Here is a 17,035-nt window from a genome sequence, read left to right on the forward strand (position 1 = left end):
CTGTCGTCAGATTCGGGAGCGGGCGACCAGGGCCGTCGTCGAGTGCCCGTCCAGGTAGGGCAGGACGACGGCCTGACCGCCCCACCCCCGCAGCACCGCGGCCTCGGGGAGGTCGGCGCCGGCGTAGTCGCCGCCCTTGGCCCAGACGTCGGGCCGCAGCCGGTCGAGCACCTCCGCGGGGGTGTCCTCGCCGAACACCACGACGGCGTCCACGAACTCCAGCGCCTCCAGCACGCGGGCGCGGTCGGTCGCGGTGACCAGTGGCCGGGACGGGCCCTTGAGCCGGCGGACCGAGTCGTCGGAGTTGATGCAGACGACCAGGCAGTCGCCGAGTCCGCGGGCCGCCCGCAGTGTCGCGACGTGGCCGGGATGCAGCAGGTCGAAGCAGCCGCCGGTGGCCACGACGGTCCCGCCGGCCGCCCGCACCCGCGCCAGCAGACCGTCCACCGACGTCTCGGCGGCCACGTCCGGCTCCGGCCGGGCATCGACGTCCCAGGCGGCCGCCCCGCCGCCCGCGACGAACGCGGACGCGGCCGCCACCGCCGCGGCCACCGCCTCGCCGGTCACCGCGCCGTCGGCGAGCGCCAGCGCCGCGGCGGCTGCGAACGAGTCGCCGGCACCGCACGGGTCTCCCCCGCTCACCGGGACGGCCGGCACCACCATCGGGGCCCCCTCCCCGTAGGAGAGCAGCGCACCGCGGGCGCCCAGCGTCACCGCGACCGCGCCCACGCCCCACTGCCGGATCAGCACCTCGGCCCGCGCCCCGACAGCGGCCAGGCCCTGCTTCTGAGCGGCATGGCCGTCGGCGGGCACGTCGGCGGGCACGTCGGCCGCCACGCGGGCGGCCTCCGCGCCGTTGGGCGTGACCAGCCGGGCGTTGCGCACCGGGTCGGCCCCGCGCGGATGCGGGTCCCAGACCACCGGCCCGCGGGCCGCCGCGAGCGCGGCGCGGACGTCGGGCGCGGACGTCGTGCCCCGGCCGTAGTCGGCCACCAGAACGGCGGCGGCGTCGCGGATGGCGGCGGCCGCCTCGCCGGGCAGCGCACCGAGCGTCGCGACCGGGGAGCCGCTGTCCAGCCGGACGACGGAGTGGTCGCCCACCCGCACCCGCTGCTTGACCGCGGTGCCACCGGTCGCGGGGATCGCCAGCAGACGCACCCGGCCGTCGAGCAGCGCCCGCAGCCGGGCCGCGCCGTCGTCGGTGTCGATCGGGGCGACGAGCACGACCTCGCGCGAGGTCGCGGCGGCCGCGATGACCGCGGCCAGCGCGGCACCGCCGGGGCGCTCCCGCGCCTCGACGTCCTCGACGACGGGCACAGGCGCGTCGGGGGTCAGCCGGGACGCCGTCCCGACCAGGTCGACGTCGAGCAGCGCGTCGCCGACGACGACCAGCGGTCGGCGGTCCCGCTCGGGAACGGCAGTTATGGCCATAAACGCCGCATCCGGCCGGGCGGTCACGACGCGGTCCCGAACGAGGGAGCCGTCTGTACCCGCGGGGGCTCCGCGAGCACGGCGGCGTCGAACGCGGCGCAGACCAGGTGCAGCGCGACCAGGTGGCACTCCTGCACGGTCGCCGTCCACGGGGAGTCGATGCACACCGCGTCGTCGGCGGCGGCCACCAGCGGATTGGGGGCGGGACCGGTGAGGGCCAGCACCGTGATGCCGCAGTCGCGCGCACGCCGGGCGGCGGCCACGGCGTTGGGCGAGCGACCCGACGTGGACAGCAGGATCAGCACGTCCCCGGCCCGTCCGTGCGCCTCGACCTGCCGGGCGAACAGCTCGTCGGCCGGGTAGTCGTTGGCGATCGCGGTCAACGACGAGGTCTCGGCGGTCAGGCAGATCGCCGAGAAGGGCGGCCGGTCGGCGCGGTACCGGCCCACCAGCTCCGCGGTGAGGTGCTGCGCCTGCGCGGCGCTGCCCCCGTTGCCCGCGGCCAGCAGACGGCCGCGGCCCGGACCGCACAGCACGTCGGCCAGCTGCCGCCCCCACCGGTCGAGGGCGTCCAGCTGGGCGTTCAGCGAGCCGAGGGCCGCGGTCAGCGAGGCCACGTGGTCGGCGCCGGTGAGGTGGGTGCAGGTGTCCGGCGCGGGCACGTCGAGCTGCGCACCCCGCGCCGGGTCCTGCGCCACCACGTTCTCGAAGAAGGAGTGCGGCGGAACGCTCATCGGGCGACCTCCACGGGACGGCGGCGGGCGAGCACCTGCCGGTAGACGTTCTCGGTGTCGGCGACGACACGGCTCCAGCGGTAGCGGTCGCGCGCCCGGCGCACCCCGGCGGCCCCGTAGGCGGCCCGACGCTCGTCGTCGGCGAGCAGCGCGGCGAGCGCCTCGCCCAGGGCGGCCGGGTCGCGCGGCGGCACCAGGACGCCGGTGACGCCGTCGGCGACGGAGTCCTGCAGCCCGCCGACCGCCGTGGCCACGACCGGGCGGCCGCAGGCCATGGCCTCCAGCGGGGTGATGCCGAACGGCTCGTACCAGGGGACGGCGAGGACGACGTCGGCCGAGCGCACCCAGGCGGGGACGTCGTCGCGGGCGACCGATCCCGCGAAGACGAGCCGATCGGCGACGCCGTCTGCCTCGGCGATCGAGCGGAGCCGGTGCACCTCCGGGTCGGCGTCCACGGCGTCGGCCGGCGGCCCGCCGACGACGACCAGTTCGGCATCGGGCACCGCGCGGAGGGCCCGCACCGCGTCGTCCTGGCCCTTGCGCTCGACCAGGCGGCCCAGGACGAGCAGCCGCTTCCGGTCGCCGCGGGGCGCCACCGGTCCCCGGGGCGTGAACACCGAGGTGTCCACACCGCAGGGCACGATCGAGACGCCGTCGCTGCGCAGCCCGAGGCGGCGCAGCTCGAAGACCTCGTCGGAGCAGGTGGCCACCACGTGGCTCACGTCGCGGCACAGCCCCCGCTCGAGGTCGATCCGCTCGGCCGGCGAGGTGTCGGCGTCCCCCTGGTGGCGGCGCTTGACGGAGCCGAGCGCGTGGAAGGTCTGCAGCACCGGCACCGGCGAGAGCAGGCTGGCCGAGGCCTCGACCGACGCCAGGCCGCTCATCCAGAAGTGCGCGTGCACGACATCGGGCCGCGACACCGCCCAGCTGTGCCGGAGCACCCGGGCGAACGCCGGCATGTGCTGCAGCAGCTCGTCCTTCGGGAGCGGCTCGGGCGGGCCGGCGGTCACGTGGACGACGTCGTACCCGTCCGCGGTGCCCACCCGCTCGGGCAGCGACGCGTCGTCCCGGCGGGTGTGCACGGTGACCTCGTGCCCGCGCTGGGCCAGCCCGGCGGCCAGGGCGGCGACGTGCACGTTCTGCCCGCCGGCGTCCACTCCGCCGATGGCGGCCAGTGGGCTGGCGTGCTCGCTGACCAGGTCGATCCTCATCGGGTCACCTCTTCCAGCAGGCGATCCCAGTCGGTCAGGAACCGCTCCAGTCCGTACCGCTCCAGCGCCGCCGCGCGGGCGGCCTTGCCGGCCAGCCGGGCGGCGTCCTCGTCGTCGAGGAAGTGCCGCACGGCCTCCCACAGCCGCTCCGGCCGGGCGGACAGCACCCCGGCCTCGGCCGGAACCGCCTCCACGGCCTCCGTGGTCGCCAGCCCCACGACCGGCATCCCGAGGTGCATGGCCTCCAGCAGCGAGAGGCCGAGCGAGGTCCAGCGCACCGGGTGCACGTAGACGCGGCGGCGGGCCAGCTCCTCGTGCATGGCCGCCTGGGGCGGGTCGTCGTGCAGGGCCACGCGGTCGGGGTCCAGTCCGAACGTCTCGTGCAGGCCGGACAGCCCCATGCCGAACACGTCGACCGGCGCGGCCTGTGCCAGGCCGGGCAGCAGGTCGGCCCCGACGGTGCGCCCTCGCCGGACCGGCTCGTTGGTGACGACGGCGGCCCGCGCCAGCTCGCCGGTGTAGCGCTCCCCCGGGTCGACGATGCCGTGCTCGATGACGGTCGTCGGGGCGCGGCCGTTGTCGTAGAACAGCCGGTTGAAGTGGGTGACGTGCGCGATCGGGATGTCGTCGCGGCCGGCCAGCGGGTGCCGGGTGTGCGGCACCGGGCCGTCGCCGGGCTCCAGACCCGGCGCGTTGTGCTCGAGGAAGACGGCGGGCAGGTCGCGCCCGGGCTCACGGCCCAGCCACTCCCGCACGAGCTCGAGCTCCCGCGTCCGCTGGAGGACAACGACGTCGACCTGCTCCTCCCGCAGCCGCTCGGGGGTCACCTCACGGGCCGACGCGGGCCAGTCCCAGGTGCGGGCCCGGCCGAGCCCGTCGGAGTCGCGGCCCGGCGTCACGGGCAGCAGGTACTCGTGCCGCCCCTGCACGAACGACGTCGTCCACGAGCCGTGCACGTGCCAGATCAGGATGTTCACGTCGTCACCAGCTTCTCCACGGCGGCGACGACGTCCTGCGCCGTCACCGAGGTCAGGCAGGGATGGCCGGGCACGGGGCACTCGCGGGCCCGGGTGTCGCGGCAGGGGGCGGACTGGTCGCCGAGCAGCACGCTGGGCACGCCGTAGGGCGCCCAGCGGACGGCAGGGACGACCGGCGCGAACAGCGAGACGACCGGCGTCCCGACGGCGGCGGCGAGGTGCGCGGGCCCGGTGTTGCCGACGACGACGGCCGCGGCACCGTCGAGGAGGGCGGCCATCCCGGCCAGCGTCGTGGCGCCGCCGAGGTCCACACCGGACGCCCCGGCGACGGCGGCGGTCAGCGACTTCTCCCCCGGCCCGCCGGTCACCAGCACCCGGTGCCCCGCCGCGGTCAGTGCCTCGACCGCCTCCGCGCAGCGCTGGGCCGGCCAGGCCCGCGCCGGCACGGAGGCCCCTGGGTGCAGCACGATGTACCCGGGCGACAGATCATGGCCCCGGTGCTCGTGCTGCGCCGGCGGGAGCGGTCGCCGCACCGCCAACCGGCCGTCGTCCCCCTCCGGCAGGTCGAACCCGGCCGCGCGGGCCAGGGACAGCGCCCGCTCCGGCTCCGGCAGGTCGTCGTCGACCCGGTGGCGGACGTCGAGCAGCGAGCCCGGGTAGTCGACGCTGATCGCCGAGATGCGTGGCACCCCGGCGGCGCGCAGGAGCAGGGCCAGCGGCAGGGGGGACTGGTGGAACGACGTGGAGACGACCGCCTCGTCCGGTGCCAGCGCGCGCAGCCGGTCGGTCAGGCCGGCGAGGTCGTCGGCGTCGACCGGGGGCGGGTCGCCCAGGATCCAGGGGCAGCGCCAGGTCCAGACGTCGTCCACCCCGGGCAGCAGGGTGGCGGCGTCGGCACCCACCGGGCCGGCGAGGAACACCACGCGGTCGGAGCCCCCGGCGATCGCGCGCACCATCGGGCCCTGCAGGAGGACGTCGCCGGCGTTGTCGAGGCGGGCGACCAGGACGGTGCGGGTCACCACCTCCCCTCCAGCACGTCGTCCACCGCGCCGGTCAGGGTCGCCGCGACGTGGGGCGCGGCCCGGACCTCGGCGTTCCGGGTGACGGGTGTCGGCACCATGATCGCGGCCGCTCCGGCGGCGGCCGCGGCCTCGACGTCGGCGCCGATGTCACCGATGACCACGCAGCGGGCCGGGTCGACGTCGAGCTCGGCGCAGGCGGCCTTGACCATGCCGGGCGCGGGCTTGCGGCAGTCGCAGCCGTCGTCGGGGCCGTGAGGGCAGACACCGATCGTGTCGAACGGCCCGAGCAGCTCGGTGAGCCGGTCCATGCAGGCGTCGACCTGCTCGCGGGTGATCAGGCCCCGGGCCACGCCGGACTGGTTGCTCACCACACCTGTCCGTACCCCACGGGCGCGCAGCCGGTCCAGTGCCTGCTTCGCACCGTCCACCGGGCGCACCCGGTCGGGGTCGCCGTTGTACGGGACGTCGTGCACCAGGGTGCCGTCGCGGTCGACGAGCACGAGGTCGGGGAGGCCCTTCCAGCCGCGGACCCCCACGTGTTGCACGACGCCCTTCAGCCAGTGCCAGGTGGCCAGCGGCGGGATGAGCGCGCTCGTGGCGGCCATCGTGGCCACCTCCGCCCTCGTGCGCGGGCCGGGCGCGATGCGGGCCCAGGCGAACTCCGCCGTCCCGGCCAGCCAGCCGGCGGCCGCGAGTGCCGCGGCGCCCGGCCGGCGCGCGGCGGCGAACCCGAGGGCGGCCAGGGCGGCGGCGGTGACGGCCGTGTGCTGCGGACGGCGGCCGAGCGCGGCGTCGGCCCGGTCGCGCCAGTGCGGCCCGTGCAGCCGCCGCATCAGGACGTCGTCGGCGTTGCCCGCCTGCACGCGGACGCTGACCCACCGGTCGGCCGGCCGCACGGGGTGGGTGATCCAGCGTTCCCCGCGGACCAGTCGCGCGCCGGTGTCCATGATCCGCAGCGCCAGGTCGGAGTCCTCGCGGAAGGCGCGGGGGAACCGCTCGTCGAAGCCGCCCACGGCGGCCAGGGCCGCGCGGCGGTAGGCGAGGTCGGCGGTGATCCAGCTGCTGGTGGCCAGCCCTGCGGTGCCGCGTTCCCAGTCGGTGGGGCGGCGGTCCTCGGGCAGGGGCACCCGGACCCGCCCCTGGCTGCCGGCGACGTCCGGCGACAGGTCCGCTATGTCTCCTTCGAGGCGCTGGTACCAGTCGGGGTCGGGAACGACGTCGTCGTCGAGGAAGGCGATCCACTCGGTGCGGGCGGTGCGCCAGCCGAGGTTGCGGGCGCGCGCGGGACCGCCACCGCCGGTGCGCACGACGCGGACGGGGGGCAGGCCGGGACGCTCGGGCCGCAACGGCTCGCCGGCGGGCCGGTCGTCGACCACGATCAGCTCGGCCGGCCGCGGCCCGGGAGCAGCGGCCAGCGCGTCGAGGAGCACGTCGAGCGACGGCCGCCCGATGGTCGGGACGACGACGCTGCTGCGCTGGAGCACCGGCGGCATGATCACTCCCCTGCCCGATCACGTTCGGCGAGAAACACTACGGGCTTGAAGCTTTCCGGGGACCTGCTGTGGCCGTGGCGAGCGGGCGGGGACGACGCCGGGTCAGCGACGGGAGCGGGCCGCCGACGACACCCGGGCCAGCGCATCGGTGACCACCGGGGCGTCGTCCCCGAGCATGGCGAGCAGGTGCGCGACGAGGTCGTCGTGCGTGCCGGCTGCCTGCGCGACGCGCTGCCGGCCGGCCGGCGTGAGCCGGGCGTGCAGCAGCCTCCGGTCACCGTCACCGCGCTCGCGCAGGACCAGTCCTTCGGCGACCAGCCGGTTCACCGTGCTGGTGACCCCGGCGCGGGACAGTCCGAGGGCCTCGGCGAGCTCACCCATGCTGGCCCGCTCACCGGATGACTCGGCCAGGCGGCGCAGCGCCTCGAAGGCGGTGAGGGAGAGGCCGTGCTGGCGGTGCAGTGCGGAGTCGACCCGGCGCGTGATCCGGTCGTGCACCTGGACGATGCGCAGCCAGGTCTCGGCCGGGCGGGGGGACGCACCCGGAACGGCGCCGACGTTCCGGGGGACGCCGTGCGCGAGCGCGTCGTCCGGGCGGGGCACGACCCCATGGTCCCCGACGGCGGTCCTAGGCGCTCCTGAACACGGCGTGTCGCTGGGCGGCACGCCGTCCGCCGGCGACGGAGAGCAACCCGGAGACGCTGCCCACGAGGGCGACCGCCGCGGCCGTCAGCGGGACGAGATCCGACCAGTCGTCGGCGGCCACCACGCTCTGGGCACCGGCGACCTGCAGCTCGACGTCGGCGACCGCGGCGGACCGCACGCCGACCAGGTCCACGGTCGTCCGCCCGGCAGCCGCGTTCCCGGGGATGCGGATCTCGGCCTGCACCGCGCCGTCGGGACCGGCGGTCGCGGTGCCGAGGACGTCGCCGCGCTCGTGCAGGCGGATGGTGACCCGCTCGCCGGGCAGGAAGCCGCCCGCCTCGAGCGTCACCGTCTCACCGGGGCCGACCCTGGTCGGGGGCTCGGGGTCCTCGTCCGCCACGGGGGCGACCGAGCCCGACGGGCGCAGCGGCGTGCTGGGCGCCGGGCCGGTGGACGACGGGACGGACGCCGGCGCCGCCCCGGCTCCTGCCGCGCTGGTCGGCGCGGCGGCCGGCGCCGCGGACGGGGAGGTGCTCGTCGGCGGCACCGGTTCCGGCGTGGTCGGCAGGGCGACGGCGGCGCAGTCCTCCTGGGTGGGGCGGGTGAAGCTGTACTCCTGCAGCTCGTCGACGTGCGTGGACCCGTCGGCGGCGGTGAACTCGAGGCGGCCGTCGATGGTCTCGCCCCAGGCGACGTTCCCGCTGCGGAGGATCGCGGTCTCCCCGGGCTGCAGCTGCGCCTCGTCCTCGCCGGAGGGCGTGCGGGTGGTCGCGAGCCGCACGGCGTAGGGCGCGGTCCCGGCGACGACCTGGACCACCAGCCCCCCGGGTTCGCAGCTCGGCCCGTGCGTCACCCGCGCGTCGGGACGGGTCGGGTCGTCGATCGCGGCGGCCGGTGCGGCGGCGGCCACCGCGGCACCCAGGAAGAGGAACACGAAGGTCGTGAGCAGGCCGGCGGACGTGGCCGGGCGAAGAAGGTGGGCCGACGTCGTGCGCAGTCCGGCGACGGGCTCCTTGGTGGTGCTGATACGTGCTCCCCCGGGCATGGCGCAATCACATGGTGCGATTTCGCTCGAATGATGACCGATGTGACGCTTCGTTGCCAGCCCGTTACTCGTGAGTTGCGCGTGTCGTGCGGCGTGTCCGCAGATTCCTGCGGATCGGGTCCGTCGTGGGCGGTGAGAGACGGGTCACTACGGTGACCGGCGTGGATGGAGCAGGCGCCGGCCGTCGTCGGCAGAACGAGGTCTACCGGGCCGGCGTGTACGGCCACTCCCCGCGGGTGCCGGTCGCGGCCCGCAGGCTGCAGGAGGCGGCGAGGAAGGCGCTGAACGCCCGGGCCTACGCCTATGTCGCCGGCGGCGCCGGCGACGAGGTCACCCAGCGGGCCAACCGGGCGGCCTTCGACCGGTGGGCCGTGGTGCCCCGGGTGCTGCGCGACGTGAGCAGCCGGGACACCTCCGTCGAGCTCTTCGGACGGCGGCTCCCCGCACCGCTGCTGCTCGGGCCGGTCGGCGCACTGGAGCTCGTGAACGACGAGGCCGATCTCGCCGTCGCGCGGGCCGCTGCGTCGACCGGTGTGCCGATGGTCTTCTCCAACCAGGCGTCCTACTCCATGGAGGACTGCGCCGCCGTCATGGGCGACGCGCCGCGCTGGTTCCAGCTGTACTGGTCGACGTCGGACGAGCTGGTCGAGAGCCTGGTCGGCCGGGCGGAGGCGGCGGGCTGCGACGCCGTCGTCGTCACGCTCGACACCACCATGCTGGGCTGGCGGCCGCGCGACCTGGACCTCGGGCACCTGCCGTTCGCGCTGGGCAAGGGCATCGCGCAGTACACCTCCGACCCGGTGTTCCGCCGGCTGGTCGAGGAGAAGGTCGCCGCAGGCGGCCCCAAGGAGCCCCAGCCCCGGCCGACCCCGGCAGCGGTCCGGGCGCTGGTGAGCATGGCGAGGGCATGGCCCGGCTCCTTCCGCGACAACCTGAGGTCCCCGCTCCCGCGGGCCGCCGTCGAGACGTTCCTGGGCATCTACTCGCGGCCCTCGATCACCTGGGACGACCTCGCCTGGCTGCGGTCGAAGACGCGGCTGCCGATCCTGCTCAAGGGCGTGCTGCACCCCGACGACGCCCGCCGCGCGCTCGACGAGGGGGTCGACGGGCTCGTCGTCAGCACCCACGGGGGCCGGCAGGTCGACCGGTCGATCTCCGCGCTGGACGCGCTGCCCGAGGTGCTCGGCGCGGTCGCCGGGCGGGCCCCGGTGCTGCTGGACAGCGGGATCCGCAGCGGCGCCGACGTCTTCACCGCGGTGGCCCTCGGGGCGACGGCGGTGCTGCTCGGCCGGCCGTTCGCCTGGGGGCTGGCGCTGGCCGGCGAGGAGGGGGTGCGGCAGGTGATCTCCGACGTCGTCGGCGAGTTCGACCTGACCCTCGGGCTGACCGGGCACACCGCCGTCGACCAGCTCTCCCCCGACGTCCTGCGCCGCGTCGGCTGAACAGCTCCCCGCCGGAGTCGAGCGCTGCCTGCAGAGTGGAGCAGAGCACGAGCGTCCGCGGACGTAGCCGCCGCCCCGCGGGGTAACGCGGCGGCGTGATCGCGTCGAGCACCGCCGCACAGCTGTTCCGCCGGAAGCCGGTGGCCGCCCTGGTGGAGGACGCCGGGCACGACACCACCCACGGCGGGGGGCTGGCCCGGCGCATGGGCCCGGTGCAGCTGGCGAGCCTGGGCATCGGCGCCACCATCGGCACCGGCATCTTCTTCGTGCTGAGCACCGCCGTCCCCGAGGCGGGTCCGGCCGTCGTCCTCTCGTTCGTGCTGGCCGCCGTGACCGCGGCGCTGACGGCGCTCTGCTACGCCGAGGTCGCGTCGACGATCCCGGTCGCCGGGTCCTCCTACTCCTACGCGTACGCGACCCTCGGCGAGGTCGTGGCCTACGGGGTGGGCTGGTGCCTGGTGCTGGAGTACGGCGTCAGCGCCTCGGCGGTCAGCGTGGGGTGGAGCGAGTACGTCAACCAGCTGCTCGACGACACGGTCGGCGTCCGGCTCCCCGACGCGCTGTCGGCCGCGCCCGGTGCCGGCGGCGTGATCAACCTGCCGGCGATCGTGCTCGTCACCCTCTGCGCGGTGCTGCTCGTCGGCGGGGTGCGGGAGTCGGCGCGGGCGAACGTGACGATGGTGGTCGTCAAGATCGCGGTGCTGCTGTTCTTCGTGGCCGTCGCGTCCAGCGCGTTCGACGCCGGCAACTTCGCCCCGTTCGCGCCGATGGGCGTGGCCGGGGTCAGCGTCGCGGCGTCGTCGATCTTCTTCTCGTTCATCGGCCTGGACGCCGTCTCGACCGCGGGCGAGGAGGTCCGCGACCCGCGCCGCACCCTGCCGCTGGCGATCGTCGCCGCCCTGCTCGTGGTCACCGTCGTCTACCTGCTCGTCGCGGTGTCGGCGGTCGGCGCCCAGCCGGCGGGGCAGTTCGAAGGCCAGGAGGCCGGGCTCGCCGTGATCCTGGAGGCCGTCACCGGCGCCACCTGGCCGGCCGTCGTCCTGGCCGCGGGCGCCGTCGTCTCGATCTTCTCGGTGACGCTGGTGGTCATGTACGGCCAGACGCGGATCCTGTTCGCGATGAGCCGGGACGGGATGATCCCGTCGTTCTTCGGCCGGGTCGACCCCCGCCGCCGGACGCCGGTCCGCGGCACCCTCGCGGTCGCGGGCTTCGTCGGGCTGTTGGCCGGCTTCGTGCCGCTGGACTTCCTCATCGACCTGACCAGCATGGGCACGCTGGTGGCGTTCACCGTGGTGTCGGTCGGGGTGATGGTGCTGCGGCGGATCGCGCCGGAACTGCCCCGCGGTTTCCGGGTGCCGGGCTATCCCGTCGTCCCGGTGCTGTCGATCGGGTTCTGCCTGTACCTGGTCTCCGGACTCTCGGGGATCACCTTCGTCCTGTTCGCGCTCTGGCTGTCGATCGCCGCCGTGGTCTACGTGACGTACGCGCGCACCCACTCGCGGCTGCGCTGAGCACGACCGGCGGGCCCGCCTCGCCGGGCGACGCTGACCCCCGGGCGGCCGCAGACGGACACGCCGGGCCCGACACTCCGGGGCGGTCTTGACGGATGACTGTGGTGCAGCTCACAGTGGTCGCGGGGCGGGAGAGCCGGCAATCGAGTGGCTATCCACTGCTGGATAGACCGACCAACGCGGCCAGACCGTCAGGCCCGGTCTCCCGCCCCCACATCGTCGCACCGCGCGGCCCCGCCCATCCTGGACGGGGCCGCTGCTTCGCGTCACGCCATCGCGGGTTCGGCGTCCACCAGGCCTGACCGGATCTGCTCGCGCAGCTCCGGAGTGTTCTCGTGGCCGTGCTTGTCGACGGCGTGGGCGACGGCGGCGTCCAGCACCTCCTCCTCCTCGCCGGCGATGGTGAGGGTGCAGCCGATCTCGCTGGGCATCGATCGGCAGTCGACCATCTTGCGGGTCATCTGCGTGCCTTTCCGTGCGGGCCGGGCGCGATCCGTCCGGAACCCGGCCGGGGTGCCGCCGCTGCTGGGCGGCAGTGGAGCGGCTCATCGCCGTGCTCGGTGTTTCGCGCAGGCATCCCTACCTCCTCGGTGGAGAGTGAGCCCTCGTCGAGGCGCGGCCGCAGGAGCGGCTTACTGGCACCCGAGCCAGGCGTCAAGAGGCGGAGGACGTGCAGACCGCGATCGACGGCTCACGGACGACGAGTCGGATACCCGACGTGGCTGCACGCCTGCTGCAGGTCCGCGGCAACAGCGGCTCCAGCTACGACGAGGGAGTCCGCAGCACACGGGCCGCGCCGCTCAGTCCCTCGCCGATTCCCCGGACGACGTCGGTGTGGCGTCCGGATCCGCCGAAGGTTCCGGCTGGTCGGTACCCCGGTCCGCGTCGGCTCCGTCACCGACTCTCTCCGGTGAGTCGGGCGCGGGCTCCGGCGTCGGTTCGGGCTCCGGCTCGGGCGTCGGTTCGGGCTCCGGCGTCGGTTCGGGCTCCGGCGTCGGTTCGGGCTCCGGCGTCGGTTCGGGCTCCGGCCTCGGTTCGGGCTCCGGCGTCGGTTCGGGCTCCGGCTCGGGCTCGGGCTCGGGCTCGGGCTCGGGCTCGGGCTCCCGCTGCGGCTCGGGCTCGGGCTCGGGCTCGGGCTCCCGCTCCCGCTGTGGCTCGGGCTCGGGCTCGGGCTCGGGCTCGGGCTCGGGCTCGGGCTCGGGCTCAGGGTCCGGCGCAGGCTCGGGCGCCGGAGCAGGCGGCGGCGGCGGCGGCGGCGGCGCAGGCTCAGGCGTCGGAGCAGGCGGTGTCGGTGGCGGCGGCGGCGGTGGCGGCGGTGGCGGTGGTGGCGGCGGCGGCGTCCACGCCGCCCCGTTGCTGACGAGCACACGGACGGGGGTGTCGGTGCGAATCGGCGTCCCCGCTCCTGGCTCGAGACCCAGGACGACCCCCGGGCGGCGTCCGCTGTCGACCGGCACCACCGTGCCGGTCAGGCCAGCAGCCGCCAGCAGGCCGAGGCATCGGACGTCGCCCGCGCCGGCGCAGCCGGCCGGGATGGTGCGCAGGTCACCGGCGACGTACTGCGGGTCGGCGGGTGGGAAGGGCACGGGCGGGCGGGCGCTCAGCACGGGCGCCAGCGCGTCGTGCCAGATGGCGGCGGCCTTTCCGCCGCCGAAGCCACCCACGTCGCGGTTGGCGACCGGGTCGTAGACCATCACGCTGGCCGCGATCTGCGGGGTGTAGCCGACGAACGTGATCGAGTAGTTGTCCTGGGTGGTCCCCGTCTTCCCGGCGATCTGGTGACCCGGGACGTAGGCGCGCCGCCCGGTCTGACCGGGGTGGCCCGGCTCCACGTCCTTGCGCAGCGCCTGGTTGAGCGTGTGCGCGATCCCCGGCGCGACCACCTCCGGCGTGCACCGCTCGGCCTGGCCCACCGGCACGCCGTGCTCGTCCACGAGCGGCTGGCCGTTCCGGTCGAGGATCCGCGACACCGGCGTCGGCGCGCAGTGCGTGCCGCTGGCGGCCAGCGTCGCGTAGGAGTTGGCCAGCGCGAGCGGGCTGGTGGCCTCGGCGCCGAAGGTGAACGATCCCCGGTTCTCCGCGATGATCTGGTCGGCCACCGGGTCCAGAGAGGTGAGACCGAGGCGCTGAGCCATGCGGACCGGCCCCTCGACGCTGCCGAGCTGGTCCTCCAGCGCGAGGAAATAGGTGTTGGACGACATGTAGAGCGCCTGCTCCATGTCCAGCCTGCGCGGGAAACGGCCGGCGTTCTCGACGTCGTAGAACCCGTCGCCGTCCCGGTAGACGTCGGAGACGTAGGGATCGGACGTGGTGATCCGGTGCTCCAACCCGAACCCCGCCTCCAGCGCCGCAGCGGCGGTGAACACCTTGTAGGCGGACCCGGCGCCCTGGCCCGCCGCGAGGTTGAGGTTCACCGTCGTCTGCGCGGGGTCGGTCTCGTCGAGCCCGTAGACCCGGTTCACCGACATCGCCAGCACCCGGCCGGTACCCGGCTCGATCGCGGTGTAGATGCCGGCCCGCGGGTCCCCCATGGCCAGCGTCGCCAGCACGGCGGCGTCTCCGGCCTGCTGCATCGCGGGAGCGAGGGTCGTCTCGATGGTCAGGCCGGCACCCTCGAGCTGCCCCGTGGTCAGCCCGAGGGTGCCGGTCAGGTGGCTGAGCACGTAGTCGCAGAAGAACGACCCGATGAGGGCCTCGGCGCAGCCCCGCGGCGGCCCCTGCCCCGGCGTCAGCACCACCGGCGCGCGCCGGGCCTCGTCGGCGGCAGCCCGGTCGATCATGCCGAGCTCCAGCATCCGGCCCAGGACGACGTCACGGCGCTCGGTCGCCCGGTCGAGGGCGACGAAGGGGTCGTAGCGCGTCGGGCTCTGCACCAGCCCGGCGAGCGTGGCGGCCTGGGCGAGGGTGAGCGCGTCCGGCGTCACGTCGAAGTACGTCTCGGCCGCGGCGTGGACGCCGTAGGCGCCGGCACCGAAGTACACGCGGTTGAGGTAGCGGGTGAGGATCTCGTCCTTGGTGTAGTTCTGCTCCAGGCCGAGCGCGATCTGCGCCTCGCGCAGCTTGCGGCCCAGCGTCTGCTCGATCGCCGCCTCCCGCTCGTCGGTCCCCTGCGCCGTCTGCAGCCGGATCTGCTTGACCAGCTGCTGGGTGAGCGTCGACCCGCCCTCGACGACCTCGCCCGCGACCACGTTGCGCACGAGGGCGCGCCCGAGGCCCTTGCCGTCGACCCCCTCGTGGTCGAAGAAGCGTGCGTCCTCGATGGCGACGATCGCGTCCTTCACCACCGGGGCGATGGCCTCGCTGGGTACGACCGTCCGGTTGCGCCGGTACAGCTCGGTGATCAGCGAGCCGTCGGCGGCGAGGATGCGGGTGTTGCCGGGCGGGGTGCGGAAGATGAGCTCGGCCTCGACCGGGCTGAGCAGGTCGTCCACGTAGTCGGTCGCCGTGGCGACGCCGCCCAGCACGGGCATCGCGAGGCCCGCGACCAGCGCACCCGCCGCCAGCACGGCCAGCCCGAGCCGGACCACAGCGCCCGGGCGGCGGCGGGTCGGCGCCGCGCCGCTCTCGACCCCGGGCAGAGGCAGGCCATCAGCGGGGGGACGGGGCGGCACACGACTCCTTCGACGACGCGACGATGCCCGCACACCGGTCGGCCGGGCTCCCCTCCCCTGCCCCTGGAACGGCCGGCTCGTGCACGATCCAGCGGGCCGTCATGGAACGGCAAAGTCCGGGACGCCGTCCCCGCTTGAGCCGTCATGCCGTCGCAAAGTTCCGCCCCGGGCGGGTGACGACCCTCGCCCTCTGCGGTGAGCGGGGCCGGATGACGAAGCGGCCCCGCACTTCCGTCGAAGTGCGGGGCCGCTCGGTGTCTCAACCAGACGTGCACCCGAAGGGATTCGAACCCCTAACCTTCTGATCCGTAGTCAGATGCTCTATCCGTTGAGCTACGGGTGCCGGTGTTCAGTTGTCGTGCGCGGAGGCTCCGGGATTTGAACCCGGGATGGGGATTAACCCAAACCGCATTAGCAGTGCGGCGCCATAGACCGGACTAGGCGAAGCCTCCCAGGGTCCGAGTTCCCTCGTAACCACCGAGGAGAGAGACTACCAGCGCCCCGGAGCCCCCTCCGAGCCCGGGTGCACCGTCGTCGCCCACCTGCGCCGTCCCCCGCCGTCCCTCGCCGCCCCGCTCGCCCAGGCATAGGAACCTTTACCTATGTCTGGCGCGTCAGAACGTAGGTAAAGGTTCCTATGCCTGGGCGCGGGTGTGCGGTCAGGCGGGGACGGATTCCCGGCCGACGCCGACATCCAGTGACGGGCGGCGGCCGGGCACCAGCGTGACGACGACGGCGAGCGCCGCGCCGAGGGTGGCGAGCACCAGGCTGCCGGGCACCCCGGCCGCGCTCTCGATGAGTGCACCGCCCAGGGCGGCGCCGATGGCCGAGGCGCCGACGGTGATCGTCGACAGCCAGGTGAAGGCCTCCGTGGTGGCGTGCACCGGAGCCATCGAGCCGACCAGCGTGTTCTGCACGGTGAGCGTCGGCGCGATCGCCGTCCCGCCCAGGAACAGCAGCACGCCGAGGGCCCAGGGGCTGGAGATCCAGGCCAGCGGCGCGAGCCCGATCGTCACGCCGAGCAGCAGCAGGCGGTACTGCCGCGGCAGCGACGTGCTGAGCACGCGGGCGCCGAACCAGAGCCCGCCGATCACCGAGCCCAGCGCCCACAGCGCCAGCAGCAGGCCGGAGAACCCCGGCGAGCCGGTGGAATCGGCGAACGCCGGGATGGCGACCTCGAGCGCACCGAAGCCCAGCATCAGCGCGGCCCCGCTGAGCAGCAGGCGCGGCATCCCCGGGGTGAGCACCGTGGAGAACACGCCCGCACGGGCCCCGACGACCGGAACGTAGGCGCGGGTCGCCGCCGACGTCGCAATGCCGAGGGCGCCGGCGACGCCGAGAACGCCGGCCAGGGCCACGGCGGCGGCCGGCGACACGAACACCGCGAGCCCGGCCACCAGCGACGGCCCGACGACGAATACCAGCTCGGTGGCGGTCGCATCCAGGGCGTAGGCCGTGGAGCGGATGCGGACGTCGACCCGCGACCACAGCGCACGGACGGTGCCGGACACCAGCGGCGTCGTCATCCCGGCCAGCCCGGAGGCGGCGATCACGACGGCGTCCGACGCGCCTCCCAGGACGACGGCGACGAGCAACCCCAGCAGCAGCGGGTAGGCGCCGGCCTGGGCGAAGAGGATGGGGCGGGGTCCCCTGCGGTCGGCCAGCCGGCCGAGAACCGGGGCCATGACCGCCGACGCGATCCCCAATGTGGCTGCGGCAAGCCCGGCGACCGCGTAGGAACCGGTCTGCTGTTGCACCATCAGCAGGAGCGCGAGCGGCACCATGGCGGACGGCAGGCGTCCGGTGAAGCCGGCGAGGAGGAGGACCGGGGCGGAGGGAAACCGCCACACGGACAGGTAGGCACGCACGTCGAACTCGTTTCGGACTGCAGGGAAGGGAATCTGTAGGCGGTC

Annotated in this window: 13 protein-coding genes and 2 tRNA genes; 2 read left to right on the plus strand and 13 right to left on the minus strand. The window is 75.1% G+C overall.

All coding sequences use genetic code 11. The features are described from left to right. Positions 1 to 6: 6 nt before the first annotated feature. From FHU33_RS22375 to FHU33_RS22410, 8 genes are all read right to left on the minus strand, one after another. On the minus strand, positions 7 to 1,458 hold the full coding sequence (locus FHU33_RS22375) for a PfkB family carbohydrate kinase (protein ID WP_246064125.1): 1,452 nt from the start codon (positions 1,456 to 1,458) through the stop codon (positions 7 to 9). Then, the gene (locus FHU33_RS22380) at positions 1,455 to 2,165 is read right to left on the minus strand and encodes a D-sedoheptulose-7-phosphate isomerase (RefSeq protein WP_246064127.1); all 711 of its coding nucleotides are present in this window, start codon (positions 2,163 to 2,165) and stop codon (positions 1,455 to 1,457) included. Before FHU33_RS22380 ends, FHU33_RS22375 begins: the two co-directional genes overlap by 4 nt. Beyond that, on the minus strand, positions 2,162 to 3,376 hold the full coding sequence (locus FHU33_RS22385) for a glycosyltransferase (protein ID WP_142027769.1): 1,215 nt from the start codon (positions 3,374 to 3,376) through the stop codon (positions 2,162 to 2,164). The genes FHU33_RS22380 and FHU33_RS22385 overlap by 4 nt, the downstream gene beginning before the upstream one ends. Continuing rightward, on the minus strand, positions 3,373 to 4,353 hold the full coding sequence (locus FHU33_RS22390) for a glycosyltransferase (protein WP_142027770.1): 981 nt from the start codon (positions 4,351 to 4,353) through the stop codon (positions 3,373 to 3,375). Before FHU33_RS22390 ends, FHU33_RS22385 begins: the two co-directional genes overlap by 4 nt. Continuing rightward, on the minus strand, positions 4,350 to 5,372 hold the full coding sequence (locus FHU33_RS22395; RefSeq protein WP_170182631.1) for a glycosyltransferase family 9 protein: 1,023 nt from the start codon (positions 5,370 to 5,372) through the stop codon (positions 4,350 to 4,352). The genes FHU33_RS22390 and FHU33_RS22395 overlap by 4 nt, the downstream gene beginning before the upstream one ends. Further along, on the minus strand, positions 5,369 to 6,868 hold the full coding sequence (locus FHU33_RS22400; RefSeq protein WP_142027771.1) for an HAD-IIIA family hydrolase: 1,500 nt from the start codon (positions 6,866 to 6,868) through the stop codon (positions 5,369 to 5,371). The genes FHU33_RS22395 and FHU33_RS22400 overlap by 4 nt, the downstream gene beginning before the upstream one ends. A gap of 102 nt (positions 6,869 to 6,970) precedes the next feature. Then, the gene (locus FHU33_RS22405; protein ID WP_142027772.1) at positions 6,971 to 7,471 is read right to left on the minus strand and encodes a MarR family winged helix-turn-helix transcriptional regulator; all 501 of its coding nucleotides are present in this window, start codon (positions 7,469 to 7,471) and stop codon (positions 6,971 to 6,973) included. Between the two features lie 25 nt (positions 7,472 to 7,496). After that, positions 7,497 to 8,558, minus strand: a complete 1,062-nt coding sequence (locus tag FHU33_RS22410; protein WP_142027773.1) for a hypothetical protein — start codon at positions 8,556 to 8,558, stop codon at positions 7,497 to 7,499. Positions 8,559 to 8,719: 161 nt separating this feature from the next. Between FHU33_RS22410 and FHU33_RS22415 the strand changes: the two genes are divergently transcribed. Then, positions 8,720 to 10,000 (plus strand): alpha-hydroxy-acid oxidizing protein, encoded by a 1,281-nt coding sequence (locus FHU33_RS22415; protein WP_142027774.1) that lies wholly within the window; start codon positions 8,720 to 8,722, stop codon positions 9,998 to 10,000. 95 nt (positions 10,001 to 10,095) lie between these two features. Next, a complete protein-coding gene (locus tag FHU33_RS22420) occupies positions 10,096 to 11,511 on the plus strand; it encodes an amino acid permease (protein WP_211355328.1) in 1,416 nt (471 codons plus the stop codon). Positions 11,512 to 11,777: 266 nt separating this feature from the next. Here FHU33_RS22420 and FHU33_RS22425 read toward each other — a convergent pair whose 3' ends face one another. From FHU33_RS22425 to FHU33_RS22445, 5 genes are all read right to left on the minus strand, one after another. Then, positions 11,778 to 11,972 carry a DUF1059 domain-containing protein gene (locus FHU33_RS22425; RefSeq protein WP_142027775.1) on the minus strand — a complete coding sequence of 65 codons (195 nt, stop codon included), beginning with the start codon at positions 11,970 to 11,972 and terminating at the stop codon, positions 11,778 to 11,780. Between the two features lie 339 nt (positions 11,973 to 12,311). Continuing rightward, positions 12,312 to 15,122, minus strand: a complete 2,811-nt coding sequence (locus tag FHU33_RS22430; protein WP_246064129.1) for a transglycosylase domain-containing protein — start codon at positions 15,120 to 15,122, stop codon at positions 12,312 to 12,314. Positions 15,123 to 15,392: 270 nt separating this feature from the next. Next, positions 15,393 to 15,465: transfer RNA gene (locus FHU33_RS22435), tRNA-Arg, on the minus strand. Between the two features lie 20 nt (positions 15,466 to 15,485). Beyond that, positions 15,486 to 15,574: transfer RNA gene (locus tag FHU33_RS22440), tRNA-Ser, on the minus strand. Between the two features lie 207 nt (positions 15,575 to 15,781). Further along, positions 15,782 to 16,990, minus strand: a complete 1,209-nt coding sequence (locus FHU33_RS22445) for an MFS transporter (protein WP_142027776.1) — start codon at positions 16,988 to 16,990, stop codon at positions 15,782 to 15,784. Positions 16,991 to 17,035 lie beyond the last annotated feature (45 nt).

The organism is Blastococcus colisei (assembly GCF_006717095.1).
GTDB classification, from domain to species: Bacteria; Actinomycetota; Actinomycetes; order Mycobacteriales; family Geodermatophilaceae; genus Blastococcus_B; species Blastococcus_B colisei.

Bases quoted from the DNA above. Each gene is read 5' to 3' on its own strand.
- FHU33_RS22380 (WP_246064127.1), bottom strand. From the start codon at position 2,165: ATGAGCGTTCCGCCGCACTCCTTCTTCGAGAACGTGGTGGCGCAGGAC.
- FHU33_RS22385 (WP_142027769.1), bottom strand. From the start codon at position 3,376: ATGAGGATCGACCTGGTCAGCGAGCACGCCAGCCCACTGGCCGCCATC.
- FHU33_RS22400 (WP_142027771.1), bottom strand. From the start codon at position 6,868: ATGCCGCCGGTGCTCCAGCGCAGCAGCGTCGTCGTCCCGACCATCGGG.
- FHU33_RS22410 (WP_142027773.1), bottom strand. From the start codon at position 8,558: ATGCCCGGGGGAGCACGTATCAGCACCACCAAGGAGCCCGTCGCCGGA.
- FHU33_RS22425 (WP_142027775.1), bottom strand. From the start codon at position 11,972: ATGACCCGCAAGATGGTCGACTGCCGATCGATGCCCAGCGAGATCGGC.